Below are 16,917 nucleotides of genomic sequence, written 5' to 3' on the forward strand. Positions count from 1 at the left end.
TGTATTTCATATTCGTTCTTTATATCTATACTATAATGAACTAATGCGAAAATAACAAAGAATTTTATGCACATAAAAAAAATGAGGCTGTAAAAAGCCCCATTTTTATTTTAACGTTAATTCCACACCTGTTTTATAATACCCATTCATCACGTCTTCGGGAACCATACTCCCACCAGTTCCCCACACAATATGAGCACCTTTCTTCATCTTCTCTGCTAACTGTTGTTTTTGTAAATGCCTATCTTCTTTACATACTTTCACTGGCCCTATCATACCAGCTAACGCAGAAGGTTCTAAATAAATATTTTCTGTATCTGCTAGTTCTTTTAACAATCTATATAACTCTTCATCACTTACTGTGTAATTCCCACTCAAAAATGGTTCCATCGTTTTACCGACAAACCCGGATGGTCTTCCTACCGCTAGTCCGTCCGCGTCTGTTACATTATCAATCCCGATATCTTGAACAGCAATTTTATCATGAAGTCCTGTCATTAAACCGAGTAACATACATGGAGAATGCGTTGGCTCCGCAAAGAAACAGTGCACATTGTCTTTATACAATAACTTTAAACCAAATGCGACGCCGCCAGGTCCGCCCCCTACTCCGCACGGAAGGTAAACGAATAAAGGATGCTCTGCATCTACAACAATCTCTAACTCTTCTAATTGCTTTTGTAAACGTGACGCTGCTACTGCGTATCCTAAAAATAAATCATGAGAGTTTTCATCATCTACAAAATAACAGCGAGGATCTGCATCTGCTTGCTGACGCCCCTCTTCTACTGCTTTACTATAATCAGCTTCATACTCAATAACGTTTACACCTTTACTTCTTAATAAATCTTTTTTCCATTCTTTTGCGTCTGCTGACATATGAACAGTTACGTTAAAACCTAGTTTCGCACTCATAATCCCAATACTTAACCCTAAATTACCTGTTGAACCTACCGCAATTGAGTATTTTGCAAAAAACTCTCTACATGTATCACTATCTAAAATGGCGTAATCATCTTCCTCTGTTAACATGCCATGCTGCAAAGCTAATTCTTCAGCATGTTTCAACACTTCATAAATGCCGCCCCTAGCTTTTATTGACCCTGATATCGGAAGCCCGCTATCACATTTTAATAGTAATTCTCCTAATATAGGTTGCCCATAATTTTTCTCTAAGGACTGTTTCATAGTAGGGATCTTCACTAAAGGTGATTCTATAATACCACCCGATTCTCGCGTTTCAGGAAAAACTTTTGAAATATACGGTGCAAAACGATTTAACCTCTCTTCCGCATCTTTTACATTTTCTTCATTCAGTGGCGAATCTTTTATTGCCGTTTCATACTTTTCCATGTTCGGATTCACCCAAAACACTTCTTCCGTTGCGATTAATTTATTTAATAGTGGATATCTTTCTTTTAATTTCTCTATTCCCTTCATTTCTCTTCCTCCTCATCACCTTGTAGCTTACGATTTAATAAATTATAATTAAATTAATTTTAATATAGTTTAACACAATTCATTCACTTAAGTTAATTTTAATTTAATATATTTAAATATAATTTAATAAACATTAAGGAGCTTTTATCATGGAAAATATAGATATCGGTAAAAAAATTGAAAAACAAAGAAAAGAAAAAGGTTTAACAAGTAAAGAACTAGCAACAATGGCAGGTATAACACCATCTATGTTAAGTCAAATTGAGCGTGGATCTGCTAACCCTTCTATCCAAACATTAAAAGTACTCGCTAAAGCGTTAGATGTTCCTACTTTTAGCTTTTTACTTGAAGATACAAATACAGACGATTTAATTGTACGTTCTCATAAACGCAAAAAAATGATTATCGATAATTTATCATATGAAATGCTATCACCTGATTTCACAGGAAATTTAGCAACAGCAATTATGACTGTTCCGCCGAATACAGCTTCATCAGAAAATGTACTAGAACATAAGGGTGAAGAATTAGCATTTGTATTAGAAGGGAAAATCACATTACATTTAAATGAAGAAGAATACATATTAGAAACGGGTGATAGTGTAAAAATACCCGCTTATTTAAAACATAAATGGGTAAATCAATTCGAGAAAAATGCCATTGTTTTATTTTCTGTTACTCCGCCGATTTTTTAAGATAAAATAAAAAAGATAGCCACGTATGGACATACTCCATATGTAGCTATCTTTTTATTTTTTCGGCACCAACAAAATTCCTAAACTAACAACAAAAAAACTAATTATTTGCTGTACTGATAGACCAAATAGAACCGAATTCTGTTCACTAACAAGTGAAATAATAATATGAGCAAACCCCTCAACAATTAGAAAAACACTTATATTCTTTCCGTTTCCGAGCCTTTCATTTTTCATCCATAACAAGCCCACTATACAAAGAGCCAGGATAATTTCGTATACGAATATAGGATGATATAGAAATTTAGATTCATATATTTTCACACCCCAAGGCAATGTCGTTTGTACTCCTACTTTTTGGTGGAATAGAAAATAAAAAATAATACTCATACATAGCGCAATAGGTAGTGCATCAAGTAAAGTACGAAGCGAAAATTGCCCCTTTTTACTTTTCCAAACAATGTATACACTTGCAACTATGCACCCTACTACAATGTGTTTCATACTTCCTATAGCTAATAATGCTTGCAGTGGCGACCTAAAAGCCCATACTGGATTTAAAATTGCCGGTGCAAATTTCCATACAAATACGATGATAAGAAAAGCATTTGTTACTGCATCCATCATTTTTTCATATGGTACACTTTCGTTCTTCATCTTTCGTTTCATCAATATGAACCCAAATAGACTTCCAATTATAAGAGATACGGGTTGTAACCTCACGATCCACTCCATCAATACAAAATCCCCTCTTTAACTCTCAATTAATTTCTTAAATTTCTCTTCTAATTGATCTGGAGGTAATACGCCTCGTACTTGCTCTACGATAATTCCATCTTTATTAACAAAAAATGTCGTTGGTAACGAGAATACTTTATAATCTAATCCAGCTACTCCGTCCATATCTAGTAAAACAGGAAACTTAAATCCGTGACGATCTGCAAATGCGCTTGCTTCTTGTACTGGATCTCCGATAGTTGCATTTACCGCAAAAATTTCAACGTCCTTTTTATATTTATCATACATATGAACTAAGTCAGGCGCCTCCATTTCACATGGACCACACCATGATGCCCAAAAATTAATAAGATATGGTTTTCCTTTTGCATCATTTAACGAATACAACTTACCGTCTAATCCTTTTAATGTTATGTTTGGTGCTTTAAATCCTACTTGTGGTAATACTTCTGTTTTTTGTAGCTCCGCTTGTTTTGCTTTTCTTTCTTTTTCTTCTTTTTTTGTATTATAAAAGTTAACTCCGGCCCAGATTAGTGCCCCGGCCAGTATAATCGCAATTAGTTTCTTCACTTTTCTTCCTCCTCATTATTAAAAGCCTGTAAATCCACCGAATAGACGAATAAAGAATGCTGTAATTTTCGTCATTTGGTTTGTATACAATAAGATACCTGTTACAATCATCATTCCGCCACCAATTTTCATCATGACATTGGCATATGTAACGATCCATTTTATCTTTCCAATAAAGAATGCCATCACGAAAAACGGAACCGCAAACCCAAGAGTATATGCGGTAATATAAAGAAGTGCTCCTTCAGGATTCGTCGCACCAAGCATGAGTACAGCTGAAAATATCGGTCCAACACATGGCGTCCACCCCGCTGCATATGTCATACCGACTATAATAGAGCGAATATACCCCGTCGATTTACTTCTATACTGCACTTTTTTCTCTGCCATAAGCCACTTAGGTTGAAATAAGCCTGTCATAAACAATCCCATCAAAATAATAAAAATCCCACCAATTTGTTGAATCAATTTTTGGTTAGATGAAAATGTTATTCCAATCCAGCTTACCGATAACCCTAACGCGTAAAAAATAACCGAAAATCCGATCATAAAAAATACGGTATGTATAATCGCTGATTTTTGCATCATCCCACGATTTTCTTTTAAATCTTGAATAGACACACCTGTAATATATGATAAATAAGATGGATATAGCGGTAAAGAACATGGTGATATAAATGACAATACCCCTGCTCCGGCTACAAGCCAAATTGTTAAATCTGCTGCATTCATTTTATTCCCTCCAAAACACTACATCAAGTAGTGTTGATTCTTAAAAAAAAGAGGCTATATGCACTCTCCGACAATAAGTACAACCGACATACAGAATAGACCTAATGTTATATATACCGAATTCGTATGTAACGGAATCGTAAGCTTTACAACTTTTTCATTTAACACTTGCTCGATTCGTAAATTGATTGCTGTTTTTGCAAATGAAGCTGTAACACATCGATTTTCCATTGTCTTTATTTTAATTAATTTTAATAATGCACTACCTAACTCAAATGAAGATTCCATTTTTTGCATCGCATATTTATCAGCAGCTAGCTCCTGATACGTGTGATATCGCTGTAACAGCCCTTTTAAAATTGGGATGTATATCATTCCTTCTGCTAATAACGTAAAACAAAATAATTTTAATGGATCCCGATTCGTTTGATGATATTCTTCATGAAAAATAATCGCATCCATTTCTTCATCTGAAAATGTTTGAAGCATCCCTTCTGACATGACAACTTTCGGACGAAATAACCCAATTGTAAATGCCGCAACTTCCTCGGTCGGCAATATATATATTTGCTTTCCTTTTCGAATGAAAGGGATAAGTACTTTTTGTAACTTTTTACTATAGAAAAATTGTCGCCAAATTCTTTTGCACACGATGAACACAGTAAGTAGTAAAAATCCAGCAATTACAATACGAATGAGCGATAATTCCTTCATATGTTTTTCTAACTGGAACAAGCAAAAATTAGAAAGAAAGAACGCCTTATTTTGAAACAAAAATGGATATGTAACGTAATACACTAACATACTAAAAAAGAGGGCACTAACAATGACTGCTAACAATACGATTTTACGCATTTGCCATTTCATTTCATTAATCCTCTTTTTTTAACTGACTCAATTTGGCTTCTAATTTTTTTATTAAAGTCGGATCAGCCTGCTCTAACTCATCTAACATATGATTTACAACTAAATCTCCAAATTCCCCCATCAATTCCTGTGTCATTTTCTTTGTTTGATTGGATAAGAATTCTTCCTTTGTTTGTATAGCACGGTATATGCCACTTCTTTTCACAGTCTGTTTTTCTAAGTGTAATTTCTCTACTAACCTGTTCATAACTGTCATAACAGTATTAAAATTCACAGGTGATTCTTCACTTAATTTCTGCTGCACTTCTTTAATCGTAATCCCTTCGCTAGACCAAACAATCTCCATAATTTTCGCTTCAAGCGGTCCAAAGAAATGATTTAACCCTTGCTCATTTAACTTATAGTTTTGAGTAAACATTGTACGGCTCCTTTCACACTACGAATTGTAGTATAAATTAAACGAAAGGTCAAACGCAAATGATATATACGAAAACTCACTACCCCATTCCATTCATTGTAAACCTAACTTCTCTCCAAATGTCTCAAAGAGATACTGCTCTAATATTTGTACACTAAACGTTTCATTACGCCCAAGTGCAAATAATTCCCGATCTTTCGCTACGATCGTATCTAACGGAATAACGACATTATCCACGATTTTTGTAATTTCAATAATATTACTTTTGACATTTACCTCTGTTTTAAATTCAACATTTTCTAATACGATATGCGAACGTCTTCCTGATGTAAAAAAAGTAAAGTTAGGATTTTTAACAACGCCAATTTCAGCCTCTAACGCATATAAATAGTGAAAAATGATATCTCTATGTCCATCTTTTATTATTTTTTCATCCTTCTCATCATCTAAGTATTCTTTCACTTTCGCTGCAAACTCAAATCGAAAATCCACTCTTTCACGCTCCCTCTATTCACTCTACACTAAATAAATATATTGAAATAATTTTACCATATTGCGATACAAGTTCCTATTAAAAGTAAAAAGCACTTTTCAAATCCCTATTATTTCTAATTCTTTTTTTAATTCAATATTAATTACTACGTCGTTATATTAATTTAAACATATTTTTCCTATTTTTTGAAACAATAGTATGAAATATTATATATCAATAAACTGTTTTTAATTCATTTTTCATTTAGCTATCATCACCTTTATTATTCCGATATACTGAAACTACATTTTCCACTTATTCATTACATGATAGAAGGAATGTAACTCTCTTCTATCGAATTTTTATATAACGAAAATGATTAGGTGGTGCTTTACTATGAAATTAGCTGTCATTGGTGGCGGTGACTTACAAGATTCAATTCACTCGCCTATTAATGAGCGACTTATAGAATTAACAAATAAACTGTATCCAAAAGTATTATTCATTCCTACAGCTAGTCATGATGATGAAAGCTATATAAAATTATTTTTAGACACGTTCGAAAAACAATTACACTGTGAAGTACAAATTTTACGTACTATAGCCGACACACCTTCTAAATATGAAATAGACGAAATGATTCAATCAGCTGATTTGATTTATCTCGGTGGCGGGAACTATATTCATATGCTTACACAATGGAAAGAACATAAACTTGACGAAAAATTATTATTCGCTTTGCAGCAAGGAACGCTCATTGCGGGATGGAGCGCCGGTGCTATGTGCTGGTTCACATCTAGTATCCGATCAGATTATGAAGGCTCTGGTTATATAGAGAGCAACGGCTGGGGGATTGTGAACAAAAGATTTTGTCCACATTATAATCAATTAAATAGAATGAACGCCTTCCATTCCTTTTTACAAAATCATCAAGGCAATATAGAAGGAATTGCACTAGAGGATAATTGTGCTCTATATATTACAGAAGAATCTTTTGAAATTATCGGTGAACCTGAAAAAGCGTGGGAGTTTTATATGAGTGATAACAAACTCATTAGACAACATTTTGATATCACTTTAAAAAGCTATTTGTAAACCTACACTTACAAAAAATGTCCCTAAGTATAATAACTTAGGGACATTTGCATGAGTTAACTTACTAATCGTGTAATTCGTTTCTTCTGCCATGAAAGCTTATAATATGCATACTGTAAAATTAAGCTGACAATAAATGCTGCTGGGTACCCAATCCATATCCCTTCTATGCCAAGACTTGTATGGTAAGAAAGGTAATACGCTACAGGTACTTCAACAAGCCAAATTGATACGACTCCAATAACAGTTGGCCATAATACTGTACCACTCGCTCGCATTGTCGCACTAATAATTTGTGCATGACCGAAAATTAAATAACTCCATAACGTAATCATAACGAGGCTATGAGCAATTTCAATTGTTGTTTGACTCGTTAAAAATAGTGATAGAATGTCTCTTGAGAATAAGTAAATAAGAGATATTAGCACACCACCGATGACGTAGTTCATAATAATTCCTGCCTTCACAACTTTCTGCAATCGATCAAATTGATTTGCACCAATTGATTGCGCTGCAAAAATAGAGACTGTAATACCAAGGCTAACGGCTGGCATTTGTACATAACTTGCAACCTGATTCACGACGCCATATGCTGCTGTTGCATCCGAACCGTAACGATTTACAAACGCGATTACCGCAATTTCAGATAGTGAGACTAATATCATATTAATACTTGCTGGAATACCGAGTCGTAGCAATAGCTTTAATAACTCCCCGTCCATTCGGAGATATTTCCTTACCGTACTATCTAATTGTAGCGGGTGATTTTTCTTCTTTAAATACACTAACATGACAATAAACGTAATCACTGTAGATATAACAGAAGCATAGGCTGCTCCATACACATCTAATTTCGGAGCTCCTAACCATCCAAAAATAAGAATCGGTAGTAAGATCATATTTAGCGCTGTACTTACAATTAAAAAGTAAAATGGTGTTTTAGAATCTCCTGTACCTCTCATAAACGTTGTGTATGCAAAATATAAAAATAAGACTGGCATCGATATAAATAAAATACGCGCATAATGAACGCTTATATCAATAATATTTTCTGGCGTTCCCATAAGGCGCATAATATCCATCGCAAAAATACTACCTATTATCGCCAATACAACTCCAATAATAAAAGTAAATGTCAGTGTCGTACCAACGATCGCTTTTAAACGATCTTCATTCTTAGCACCAAACGCCTGACCAATTAAAATCGAACTACCTGAACCAATACCAATTACAAATGAAACGAGTAAGAAAAATAGTGGGAAGAATGCTGAGATGGCCGCTAAATCATTCACTCCAAGCCATCTTCCTACTACTACCATACCAAATAATTGTCCAATTGATTGTAGTACATTACTTAATAGTAACGGTACTAAAAACATGGACATCGATTTCCAAATTGGTTTACTCTCACTCTCTAGCTTATGTGACTCCGCACCTTCTTTATTATTATCTGTAGGTGGTTTCAAATTTCATTTCTCCTTTTGTTAAAAATCTGTTTTCAACTTCTATCTCTTTGTAGAGTTGTTATAATGATGTGCTTCTATTCATTTTCTTTTCGGTATAATTATAACTTCACCCAATATTGGCTTCCATCTGCTGTTCTATCTAAAAATCCATATTCGATTAAATATCTTCTTAAAGTTACAAAATCCGGATAAATGCTTTCTATGACAGTATTTACTTCTTTTTCAGTGTACTTTTTATTACTATCAAACTTCGTCACTAAATGGCGTAATATAATTAATTTACGCTTTTGCTTTTTCGGAAATTTAGAAAGCGGTCCATCTAATCCTTCTGTAAAATGTGCTTTTAATACTTCATCATTTTCTTCTTCCGTAATATTGTAGCGATCATCTACCATCGTTGCGGTTCTATGAATCGGTACAAATTTCGTTTGTACTTTTGATTTTTCTTCAGACAGTTCCATTAACGCTAAAAACACTTTCGCTTGCTTCATTTTCTCTCGAAGTGTAAATCGATGATTACGAATGGTTGATGTACTTCCGCCATCCATCTCTTTTACAATCTCTTTATCATTCAGCCCCAGATGGAAAAATTGAACCATCTTCTTTTGCAAATCAGTTAAACCAGTGTACTTCTTATCAAGATTTAATAAATAATCAAACATAGACGTATGTTCATTTTGCACATGCAATTGTACAAACTTCTCTGCTTCATACAGAACTTGATTATCTTGATAAATTACGCCCTTAATAAACGCTTCTCCACAGGCTAAACAAATATACTCCTCTGCTTCCGCTTCAAACACATACCCTTTCTTCAATTCCTCTACCGATGCATCCCAAAACTTCTCTGAAATATCACTCATACTAAACACTCCTTCAAAATGTTTATCTAAAAACAGACGAATTCTAATACCGTTTACTATTACTTCATCATCTTAACATAACCAAAATAAACATTTCAATGTTTCGTTTACCTATTTTATAAACTTTTATAAAAACGTCTATCAAAAGGGTTTTACACAGCGAAAAGCGAATGTATTTATATGAATTCATTCAATTGGATGTGAAATAGAAAATGACTATTCTTCAAGACTCCTGGTTTTCTGTTAAACAAATCACCCGAAATACATATACAATTAGTGAATATGCATATTGGGAGAAAGTACATTCCAAAACTTCAGCCTTCAATTTTAACTACAAAAAAGGTGTTTCCGTATAAGAAAACACCTTTTATCTTCTATAATATTCTATGTATAACCTCTACCAACACTTTACTTGCCTGTACGAATATATGTTTTCGATTTCGATCTTCAACAAATGTATTAGCACAACTCCCCATAATCATTGTACAACTAATTATGACTAACGCTAACTTTCTATTCTTGTAAGTCACTTCATGCCACTCCACTATTACAAAACTTCATCTAAATTTATCCCATCAAAAATTTTACATGAATAATAAGTCGAAGAAATATGCAATTTTGCATATTTACACGTTTTATCACGATGTTATGATTTAATTTAGTTAAAGAACACGTATACTGGGGTGACTAACTTGAAATTTAAAGCGAAAAAGAATCCATTTCACGTCATTATTATTTCATTATTTATCATAATTTTTTTCATTTCGCTATTCTTCAAAAATGAAAATTCTATTTTTTTCACTCTCATGATGCTGTTAAATGTCGTAAATCTTTCTTCCTTCTATTTTTCTCACTACAATATTACTGCATCATCTCTTATTGTAAAACACGGTTTCATATTTCATACTGAAATTCCATTTGAAGACATTCGCCACATTAAATACTCTGGTAAAAAACTTCATTCAAAAAGATGGACTAGACAGCAATTAGAAATCCATTACAATTTATTTGACTCAGTAACTGTTTTTATACCCCAAGAAGAAGAAAAGTTCATTTCAGTCTTAAAAGAAAACTGTCCGCATATGAAAGTATTGAATATGCCTGCTAACAAATAATATATTGTGGCAATTGCTGTAATACAAATGATATACATAAAAACAAATATAAAAAAGCCAAGATTCTAAACAAAGAAGAATCTTGGCTTTTTTATTATTCTTTCGGAGCAATCATTTTTTTCGGATCTACAATTTCATCAAATTGTTCTTCTGTTAGTAGTCCAGATTGCAATGCTGCTTCTTTTAAAGTTAAACCATCTTTATGAGCATGCTTCGCAATTTTCGCTGCATTTTCATATCCGATATGGGGGTTTAATGCTGTAACAAGCATTAATGAACGATTCACATTCTCTTTAATCACTTCTTCATCTGCTTCAATACCAACTGCACAATTATCATTAAACGAAACAATTGCATCTGCTAATAAGTGAGCAGATTGTAGGAAGTTATATGCAATAACAGGTTTAAATACGTTTAACTCAAAATTACCTTGGCTCGCAGCAAATCCGATAGTTGCGTCATTTCCCATTACTTGCGCTACAACCATCGTTAAAGCTTCACTTTGCGTTGGATTTACTTTACCTGGCATAATAGAGCTTCCTGGCTCATTTGCTGGAATAATAATTTCTCCTAGACCACTACGTGGACCACTTGCCAGCCAGCGCACATCGTTAGCAATCTTCATTAAATCAGCTGCTAATGCCTTTAATGCACCATGCGTATATACAGCTTCATCATGGCTCGTTAATGCGTGAAACTTATTTGGTGCAGAAATAAATTGCTTACCTGTAAATTGGCTAATTTCCTCTGATACCATCTCACCAAATTTAGGGTGAGCATTAATACCTGTTCCAACTGCAGTACCACCAATCGCAAGCTCTTTCATATATGTATTGCTCTCTGCAATCATACGCTCTGTTTTTTCAAGCATACGGTGCCATCCACTAATTTCTTGTCCTAATGTTAACGGCGTTGCATCTTGTAAATGTGTACGACCAATTTTTATAATATGTTCAAATGCAGTTACTTTTTCTGCTAATGTTTCTTTTAATTTCGTAATAGCTGGTAATACGTGATTTTCTACTGCGATTACACATGCTACATGAAGCGCTGTTGGAAATGTATCATTTGAACTTTGAGACATGTTCACATCATCATTCGGATGAATATGTACATCAGACCCCTTCTCTTTCAAAATTTGATTCCCTCGGTTTGCAATTACTTCATTCACATTCATGTTTGACTGTGTACCACTACCCGTTTGCCATACGACAAGGGGAAAATGTTCATTCCATTTCCCTGCAATTACTTCATCAGCTGCTGCCACAATTGCTTCTGCTTTTTCTTCTGATAGCTTTCCTAATTTTTGATTAGTAAGCGCCGCACTCTTCTTTAAAATTGCAAATGCTTTTACAATTTCAAGCGGCATTTGCTCTGTTCCAATCGGGAAGTTTTCTTTACTACGTTGCGTTTGTGCTGCCCATAATTTATCAGCTGGAACTTTTATTTCTCCTATTGTATCTCTTTCAATTCTGTACTCCATTTTTTCATCCCCTTGAAAATAAAATACCTACATCTCTTATAATAACAGACTTCCTCTTAAATGATAAGAATTCTCACCCCTATATATAGATATTCTGTATTTATTTTTGAAAATTCCTCTTGACCTAAACTTAAGTTTAGGCTGTATCCTTTCCTTTGTAACCTACTATAACACTACTGGAGGAATTCAATATGAAAAAATATGCTTTCATAACAGGTGCAAATAAAGGAATTGGATATGAACTTGCTCGTCAATTAGCAGAAAAAGATTATCACGTATTTTTAGGTGCTCGTAATAAACAACTTGGACAACAAGCTGTAGAATCTTTACATGTTTCAAACGTTTCCTATATTCAAGTAGATATTTCAAGTTCACAATCTATTCAAGAAGCAATCAAGAAAATTCATGAAACGACTGACCACTTAGATTTATTAATCAATAATGCAGGCGTAGCACTAGACTTCAATACGCTACCTAGTGAATTAAATATTGAAACTTTACGTCAAGGATTTGAGGTTAACTTTTTTGGAACATTCCAAATGGTGCAAGCCTTTTTACCATTATTAAAGAAATCAAGCAACAGTAAAATTATCAATGTAACAACTGACATGGCTTCCTTAACAATGTTTGCTAATGGCGAAACACATCCAATTAATGCAGTAGGGTATAATTCTTCAAAAACAGCTATTAATGCTTTAACATTAGCTTTTAGTAAAGAATTTAGTAATAACGGTCCAGAAATTTTTGGAGTAACTCCCGGTTTTACAACTACTGACCTTAATGGTAATTCCCCAGGTGGCCATACGACCAATGAAAGTGCTAAAATTATTATTAAATATGCATTAAGTGAAACAAATTATAATGGTAAAATACTAAATAAAGATGGCATTATAACTTGGTAGTAAAAGGATGAATTCTATGTATTATACGATCGGTCAAGTAGCAAAAATGCAACACTTAACTATTTCTCAAATACGTTATTACGATAAACAAGGACTGTTCCCTTTTCTTCAAAGAAATGAAAAAGGAGATCGAGTTTTTGACGAAGAAGCACTAAAATATTTAGAAATGATTTTATGTTTAAAAAACACCGGTATGCCAATTCAAAAAATAAAACAATTTATCGACTGGTCTATGGAGGGAGAATCTACTATTCTTCAACGGTTGGAATTAATGAAACAACAGCAGACCAGTGTCTTACAGCTCATTCAAGACACTGAAAAAAACTTAAAAAAGATACAACAAAAAATTGTAAAATATGAGAACGAAATAACTTCCGCAAATGCTATTACAAAATAAAAAAATCACCTTCTACATATTGTAGAGGGTGATTTTTATTTTATGATGCTTGCTTTCCTTTATCTGCATCATCTACATACCAAATGAATTTGCCTGTATATCCGTAAATAACTGCTAAGATTAATGAAACAAAGCTTAACCACATAAACGGAACGTATGAGAACGTTGCTACACCTAAAATACCAGCCATAAAAATACCATTATCAGACCATGGAACCATACCTGAAGTTAACGTTCCACCTACTTCTGAGTTACGCGCTAATACACGGCGGTCTATTTTTAATTTATCATAGCTATCTTCCATAATTTTCGGTGTTAAAATTAGTGATACGTACATCGCACAACCAAATATATTTGCTAAGAATGCCACGATTAATGTAGACAATGTTACATTACCCGCAGAATTTAATTTCTTCTCAAATTTTGATACGATTACTTTTAAAACGCCTAGTTTTTCAAGCAATCCACCAAAGCCTAAACCGAAAATAATAACGGCCACTGAGCCAAGCATACCGTTAATTCCACCACGGTTTAATAACTTGTCAACAAACTCAACACCAGATTGAATTGAGAATCCGTTATATGCTGTTCCAATCGCCTCTCCAAAGTTCATTCCTTGGAAGAGAGTTGCCCAAATTGCACCAATTAAAGCACCCATTGCAATTGTTGGCATAGACGGTTTCTTCATCGCTAATAATGCGATAACAATGACCGCCGGAACAAGCATCCATATTTTAATATCAAATTCCTTTAATAAAGCTTCTTTTAAAAACTCTACTCGGTTTAAATCTACATTATCGCCGCCATACATCCAACCAGCTACAGTAAACATAATGCTAGTAATAATGTAAGCCGGAACATCTAATACGAGCATAGCTCGAACGTGAGCAATAACATCTACTTTCGCCATAGAAGCTGCAAGAACTGTACTATCAGAAAGTGGTGATAATTTGTCGCCGAAATAAGCTCCTGAAAGAACTGCACCAGCAACAAGCGGAAGTGGTAATCCAAGTCCCTCACCAATTGCCATCATAGCAATACCTGCTGTTCCAACTGTTCCCCATGATGTTCCTGTCGCAATAGAAGTTATCGAACAAATAATTAATGTTGCTAATAGGAATATGCTAGGGTGAATAAACTCTAATCCATAATAGATTAATGTTGGTACTACGCCACCAGCAATCCAAGTTCCAATTAAAGCACCTACTGCAACTAAAATGAGTATTGCTTCTAATCCGTTAGAAATCCCTTTCGTAATTGCATCTTGCAATTCTTGATAACGAAATCCTAATCTTAATCCAAGCGCAATTACTAAAAACCATGAAATAAATAGCGCTAATTGAATTGGGAGATCAAAAATCGTTTGGAAGGAAAAGACAACAGCAAGAAATAGTAATAAAAGAACTATGATTTCTAGCATCGATGGTAATCTTACACTTTTCATTTTTTTCTCTCCTTACAAGTCGATAACATGACGTATGTCGTCTTACGTGTATGTAATATACAATTAGCGAAGACAAAACAAAATTTTCATATTATTTCGATTTATTTTTCCAGTATAATATATGGACACCTTTTCTATTGTAAAAGTAGATGCTACTTTTCGCAATGGAAAATATAAAAAATGTTACATTTTTTATATATAACAATCAAAGAGTAACTTTTTTTAATATTTGCTACCATAAAACTTTTTACTATTATGCTCACCGTTTTAAGGACAATCATTATTCCCCACATAAAAAAGCACACATCATTCAAATGATGCGTGCTCCACTTTTATTTATACATATCTTGTATTTCTTCTTTATTTTTAAGGATTTCCACAAAATTATCGCTACAACCTTTCGGAAATAACACGCCAAGTCCATATGAATGCTCAAACTGAAAATGAGGATACTTCGCTTTGACCTCATCCCAAAATTTATACACACCGAAGTTTCGATCTTTCACTTCAATATCGTGAAATAGCACGATACCGTTATTCGCAAGTTTCGGTAACCATGTTTTATAATCATGAGAAACTGCTTCATACGTATGATAGCCATCAATATGCAACAAATTTATCGTCCCATCTTGAAATTGATCAACGGCCTCATCAAAGGTAGATCGAATCAAATTACCTATATTTGGATAACTCATTTTCACCACTTTATCTACAATTTGGAAAACACCTTCTCCATATGGACCTGTATGCCCGTCTCCTGTCCAAGTATCTACAGCAAAACATTTTGTAGCTAATCCCTCATCTTTTACCCCTTGGCAAAAACTGAAAAAAGAAGCTCCTAGATGTGTCCCTAACTCAACTAATATTTCTGGCTTTTCAAATCTTACTAAATCATAAGCAAAGTTTAAGTGTCCTATCCACGCCGAATTCATACGAATATATGGACTATATTGATCAAATTCAAATGTTGGTTTATGAGTAACCCAGCTCATCACATTTCTCCTTCTACACATATTTTTAACAAAACAAATTACTCTTATCTTTATTTTTTTATCCCCTTGATTATGATTTAATTTTATAATTTCATCTCGCTTTATTTCACATACTCACTTGTATCGTAAACATAACTGGTACTACTAAAATCCCCACCTTACAACACAGAAATTTCAGTTTATTTTTTATTCATTTCGTGATATATTGCATATTGCATCCAATATTTTTTTGAAAGGAGGACTATATACATTATGGATCCAAATCGTTTAAAAGGAATCATTATGGTTGTAATTGGTGCTTGTTTATGGGGATTGTCCGGAACAGCTGCACAACAACTTTTTCAATATGAACATGTTTCTACTGAATGGTTAGTTACAATCCGATTGCTTATATCAGGCGTTATCTTGCTCATTATTTCATCGTTCGGAACGAGAAAAAAAGAAATATTCGGCATATGGAAACAAAAATCTGATGCTATTAAAATGATTTTGTTTGGCCTATTCGGTATGCTTGCTGTACAGTACACGTACTTCGCTTCTATAAAAGAAGGAAATGCTGCCGTCGCAACATTATTGCAATATTTAGCTCCTATATTTATTACTGTATACTTACTTTTCAAATGGAACGTCCGGCCATCAAAAATTGATTTTATTTCAATTGCCCTTTCATTAATAGGCACTTTTCTCTTACTAACAAACGGGTCCGTTCATAACTTAGCTGTTTCTACACCAGCTATTATTTGGGGTATTTTATCTGGATTATCTCTTGCTTTTTATAGTTTATATTCAAAGGGATTACTAGAAAGATGGTCTTCCTCTGTTATCGTTGGATGGGGCATGATTATTGGGGGTATTGGTGTAACGATTGTACAATTTATTTCTACGAAAGAATTCATTTTATTATCAACTATGAAATATGTAAAACTAAGTACCCTACCGCTCATCACATTTGTCGTCATTTTCGGGACACTTATAGCATTTTATTTATACTTAGACAGCATACGATACCTTACTCCGAAAGAAACAACATTATTTGGTTGTACAGAACCACTCGCAGCTATTATTTCTTCTGTACTTATATTGCACGTACCGTTTCAACCTCTTCAGTTATTAGGCGCTTTTTGTGTCATTGTAATGGTGCTCATCTTAAGTCAGAAACCGGATGAAGGGAAACCAAAATTAAATCTTGTTCATGAGAAGAAGGAAAATATACAATGAAAGGATTGAA

At 33.8% G+C, this 16,917-nt stretch carries 18 protein-coding genes and 1 pseudogene; 7 read left to right on the forward strand and 12 right to left on the reverse strand.

The annotated features are described in order from the left end of the window. Window positions 1-105: 105 nt before the first annotated feature. On the reverse strand, window positions 106-1,440 hold the full coding sequence (gene dsdA, locus KI369_RS19760; protein WP_212957080.1) for a D-serine ammonia-lyase: 1,335 nt from the start codon (window positions 1,438-1,440) through the stop codon (window positions 106-108). Between the two features lie 149 nt (window positions 1,441-1,589). Here dsdA and KI369_RS19765 point away from each other — a divergent pair, with 149 nt between their 5' ends. Continuing rightward, window positions 1,590-2,135, forward strand: a complete 546-nt coding sequence (locus KI369_RS19765) for a helix-turn-helix domain-containing protein (protein WP_212957081.1) — start codon at window positions 1,590-1,592, stop codon at window positions 2,133-2,135. A gap of 54 nt (window positions 2,136-2,189) precedes the next feature. Here the strand turns inward: KI369_RS19765 and KI369_RS19770 are convergent, their stop codons facing one another. The 6 genes from KI369_RS19770 to KI369_RS19795 form a co-directional block, all read right to left on the reverse strand. After that, window positions 2,190-2,870, reverse strand: coding sequence for a prolipoprotein diacylglyceryl transferase family protein (locus KI369_RS19770; RefSeq protein WP_212957082.1), 681 nt, complete (start codon window positions 2,868-2,870; stop codon window positions 2,190-2,192). Window positions 2,871-2,888: 18 nt separating this feature from the next. Beyond that, entirely contained in the window at window positions 2,889-3,443 is a 555-nt protein-coding gene (locus KI369_RS19775) for a TlpA family protein disulfide reductase (RefSeq protein ID WP_144524919.1), read from the reverse strand. A gap of 18 nt (window positions 3,444-3,461) precedes the next feature. Continuing rightward, window positions 3,462-4,175, reverse strand: coding sequence for a cytochrome c biogenesis CcdA family protein (gene ccdA, locus KI369_RS19780; RefSeq protein ID WP_212957083.1), 714 nt, complete (start codon window positions 4,173-4,175; stop codon window positions 3,462-3,464). Window positions 4,176-4,229: 54 nt separating this feature from the next. Continuing rightward, complete coding sequence (locus KI369_RS19785; protein WP_212957084.1) at window positions 4,230-5,042, reverse strand: M56 family metallopeptidase; 813 nt, start codon at window positions 5,040-5,042, stop codon at window positions 4,230-4,232. Between the two features lie 4 nt (window positions 5,043-5,046). Beyond that, window positions 5,047-5,460 (reverse strand): BlaI/MecI/CopY family transcriptional regulator, encoded by a 414-nt coding sequence (locus tag KI369_RS19790; RefSeq protein ID WP_212957085.1) that lies wholly within the window; start codon window positions 5,458-5,460, stop codon window positions 5,047-5,049. A gap of 93 nt (window positions 5,461-5,553) precedes the next feature. After that, window positions 5,554-5,952, reverse strand: a complete 399-nt coding sequence (locus tag KI369_RS19795) for a DUF3942 family protein (protein WP_212957086.1) — start codon at window positions 5,950-5,952, stop codon at window positions 5,554-5,556. Between the two features lie 376 nt (window positions 5,953-6,328). Between KI369_RS19795 and KI369_RS19800 the strand changes: the two genes are divergently transcribed. After that, window positions 6,329-7,027, forward strand: a complete 699-nt coding sequence (locus tag KI369_RS19800; protein WP_212957087.1) for a peptidase E — start codon at window positions 6,329-6,331, stop codon at window positions 7,025-7,027. A gap of 56 nt (window positions 7,028-7,083) precedes the next feature. On the opposite strand, the gene KI369_RS19805 is transcribed toward KI369_RS19800, so the two are convergent. Together KI369_RS19805 and KI369_RS19810 are read right to left on the reverse strand one after the other, a co-directional pair. After that, window positions 7,084-8,493 (reverse strand): MATE family efflux transporter, encoded by a 1,410-nt coding sequence (locus KI369_RS19805; RefSeq protein ID WP_000804150.1) that lies wholly within the window; start codon window positions 8,491-8,493, stop codon window positions 7,084-7,086. A 98-nt stretch (window positions 8,494-8,591) separates the two neighbouring features. Beyond that, window positions 8,592-9,356: a DUF2087 domain-containing protein gene (locus KI369_RS19810; protein WP_212957088.1), complete on the reverse strand. Its 765-nt coding sequence runs from the start codon at window positions 9,354-9,356 to the stop codon at window positions 8,592-8,594. 212 nt (window positions 9,357-9,568) lie between these two features. Here KI369_RS19810 and KI369_RS29915 point away from each other — a divergent pair. Beyond that, window positions 9,569-9,664, forward strand: a pseudogene (locus KI369_RS29915) (MBL fold metallo-hydrolase); the annotation flags it as partial. Window positions 9,665-10,048: 384 nt separating this feature from the next. Continuing rightward, window positions 10,049-10,471, forward strand: a complete 423-nt coding sequence (locus KI369_RS19815; protein ID WP_212957089.1) for a PH domain-containing protein — start codon at window positions 10,049-10,051, stop codon at window positions 10,469-10,471. 94 nt (window positions 10,472-10,565) lie between these two features. Here KI369_RS19815 and fumC read toward each other — a convergent pair whose 3' ends face one another. Beyond that, window positions 10,566-11,954 carry a class II fumarate hydratase gene (gene fumC / locus KI369_RS19820; protein ID WP_212957090.1) on the reverse strand — a complete coding sequence of 463 codons (1,389 nt, stop codon included), beginning with the start codon at window positions 11,952-11,954 and terminating at the stop codon, window positions 10,566-10,568. 191 nt (window positions 11,955-12,145) lie between these two features. Here fumC and KI369_RS19825 point away from each other — a divergent pair, with 191 nt between their 5' ends. Further along, window positions 12,146-12,856: an SDR family NAD(P)-dependent oxidoreductase gene (locus KI369_RS19825; protein ID WP_212957091.1), complete on the forward strand. Its 711-nt coding sequence runs from the start codon at window positions 12,146-12,148 to the stop codon at window positions 12,854-12,856. A gap of 16 nt (window positions 12,857-12,872) precedes the next feature. Further along, on the forward strand, window positions 12,873-13,253 hold the full coding sequence (locus KI369_RS19830; protein WP_212957092.1) for a MerR family transcriptional regulator: 381 nt from the start codon (window positions 12,873-12,875) through the stop codon (window positions 13,251-13,253). A gap of 40 nt (window positions 13,254-13,293) precedes the next feature. On the opposite strand, the gene nhaC is transcribed toward KI369_RS19830, so the two are convergent. Continuing rightward, window positions 13,294-14,697, reverse strand: a complete 1,404-nt coding sequence (gene nhaC, locus KI369_RS19835; protein ID WP_088095914.1) for a Na+/H+ antiporter NhaC — start codon at window positions 14,695-14,697, stop codon at window positions 13,294-13,296. Window positions 14,698-15,029: 332 nt separating this feature from the next. Continuing rightward, window positions 15,030-15,689: a class I SAM-dependent methyltransferase gene (locus tag KI369_RS19840; protein WP_212957093.1), complete on the reverse strand. Its 660-nt coding sequence runs from the start codon at window positions 15,687-15,689 to the stop codon at window positions 15,030-15,032. A 252-nt stretch (window positions 15,690-15,941) separates the two neighbouring features. Here KI369_RS19840 and KI369_RS19845 point away from each other — a divergent pair, with 252 nt between their 5' ends. Further along, complete coding sequence (locus KI369_RS19845; RefSeq protein WP_212957094.1) at window positions 15,942-16,907, forward strand: DMT family transporter; 966 nt, start codon at window positions 15,942-15,944, stop codon at window positions 16,905-16,907. The last annotated feature ends 10 nt before the right edge of the window (window positions 16,908-16,917 follow it).

Origin of the sequence: Bacillus sanguinis (assembly GCF_018332475.1) — a bacterium.
Lineage (GTDB): Bacteria > Bacillota > Bacilli > Bacillales > Bacillaceae_G > Bacillus_A > Bacillus_A sanguinis.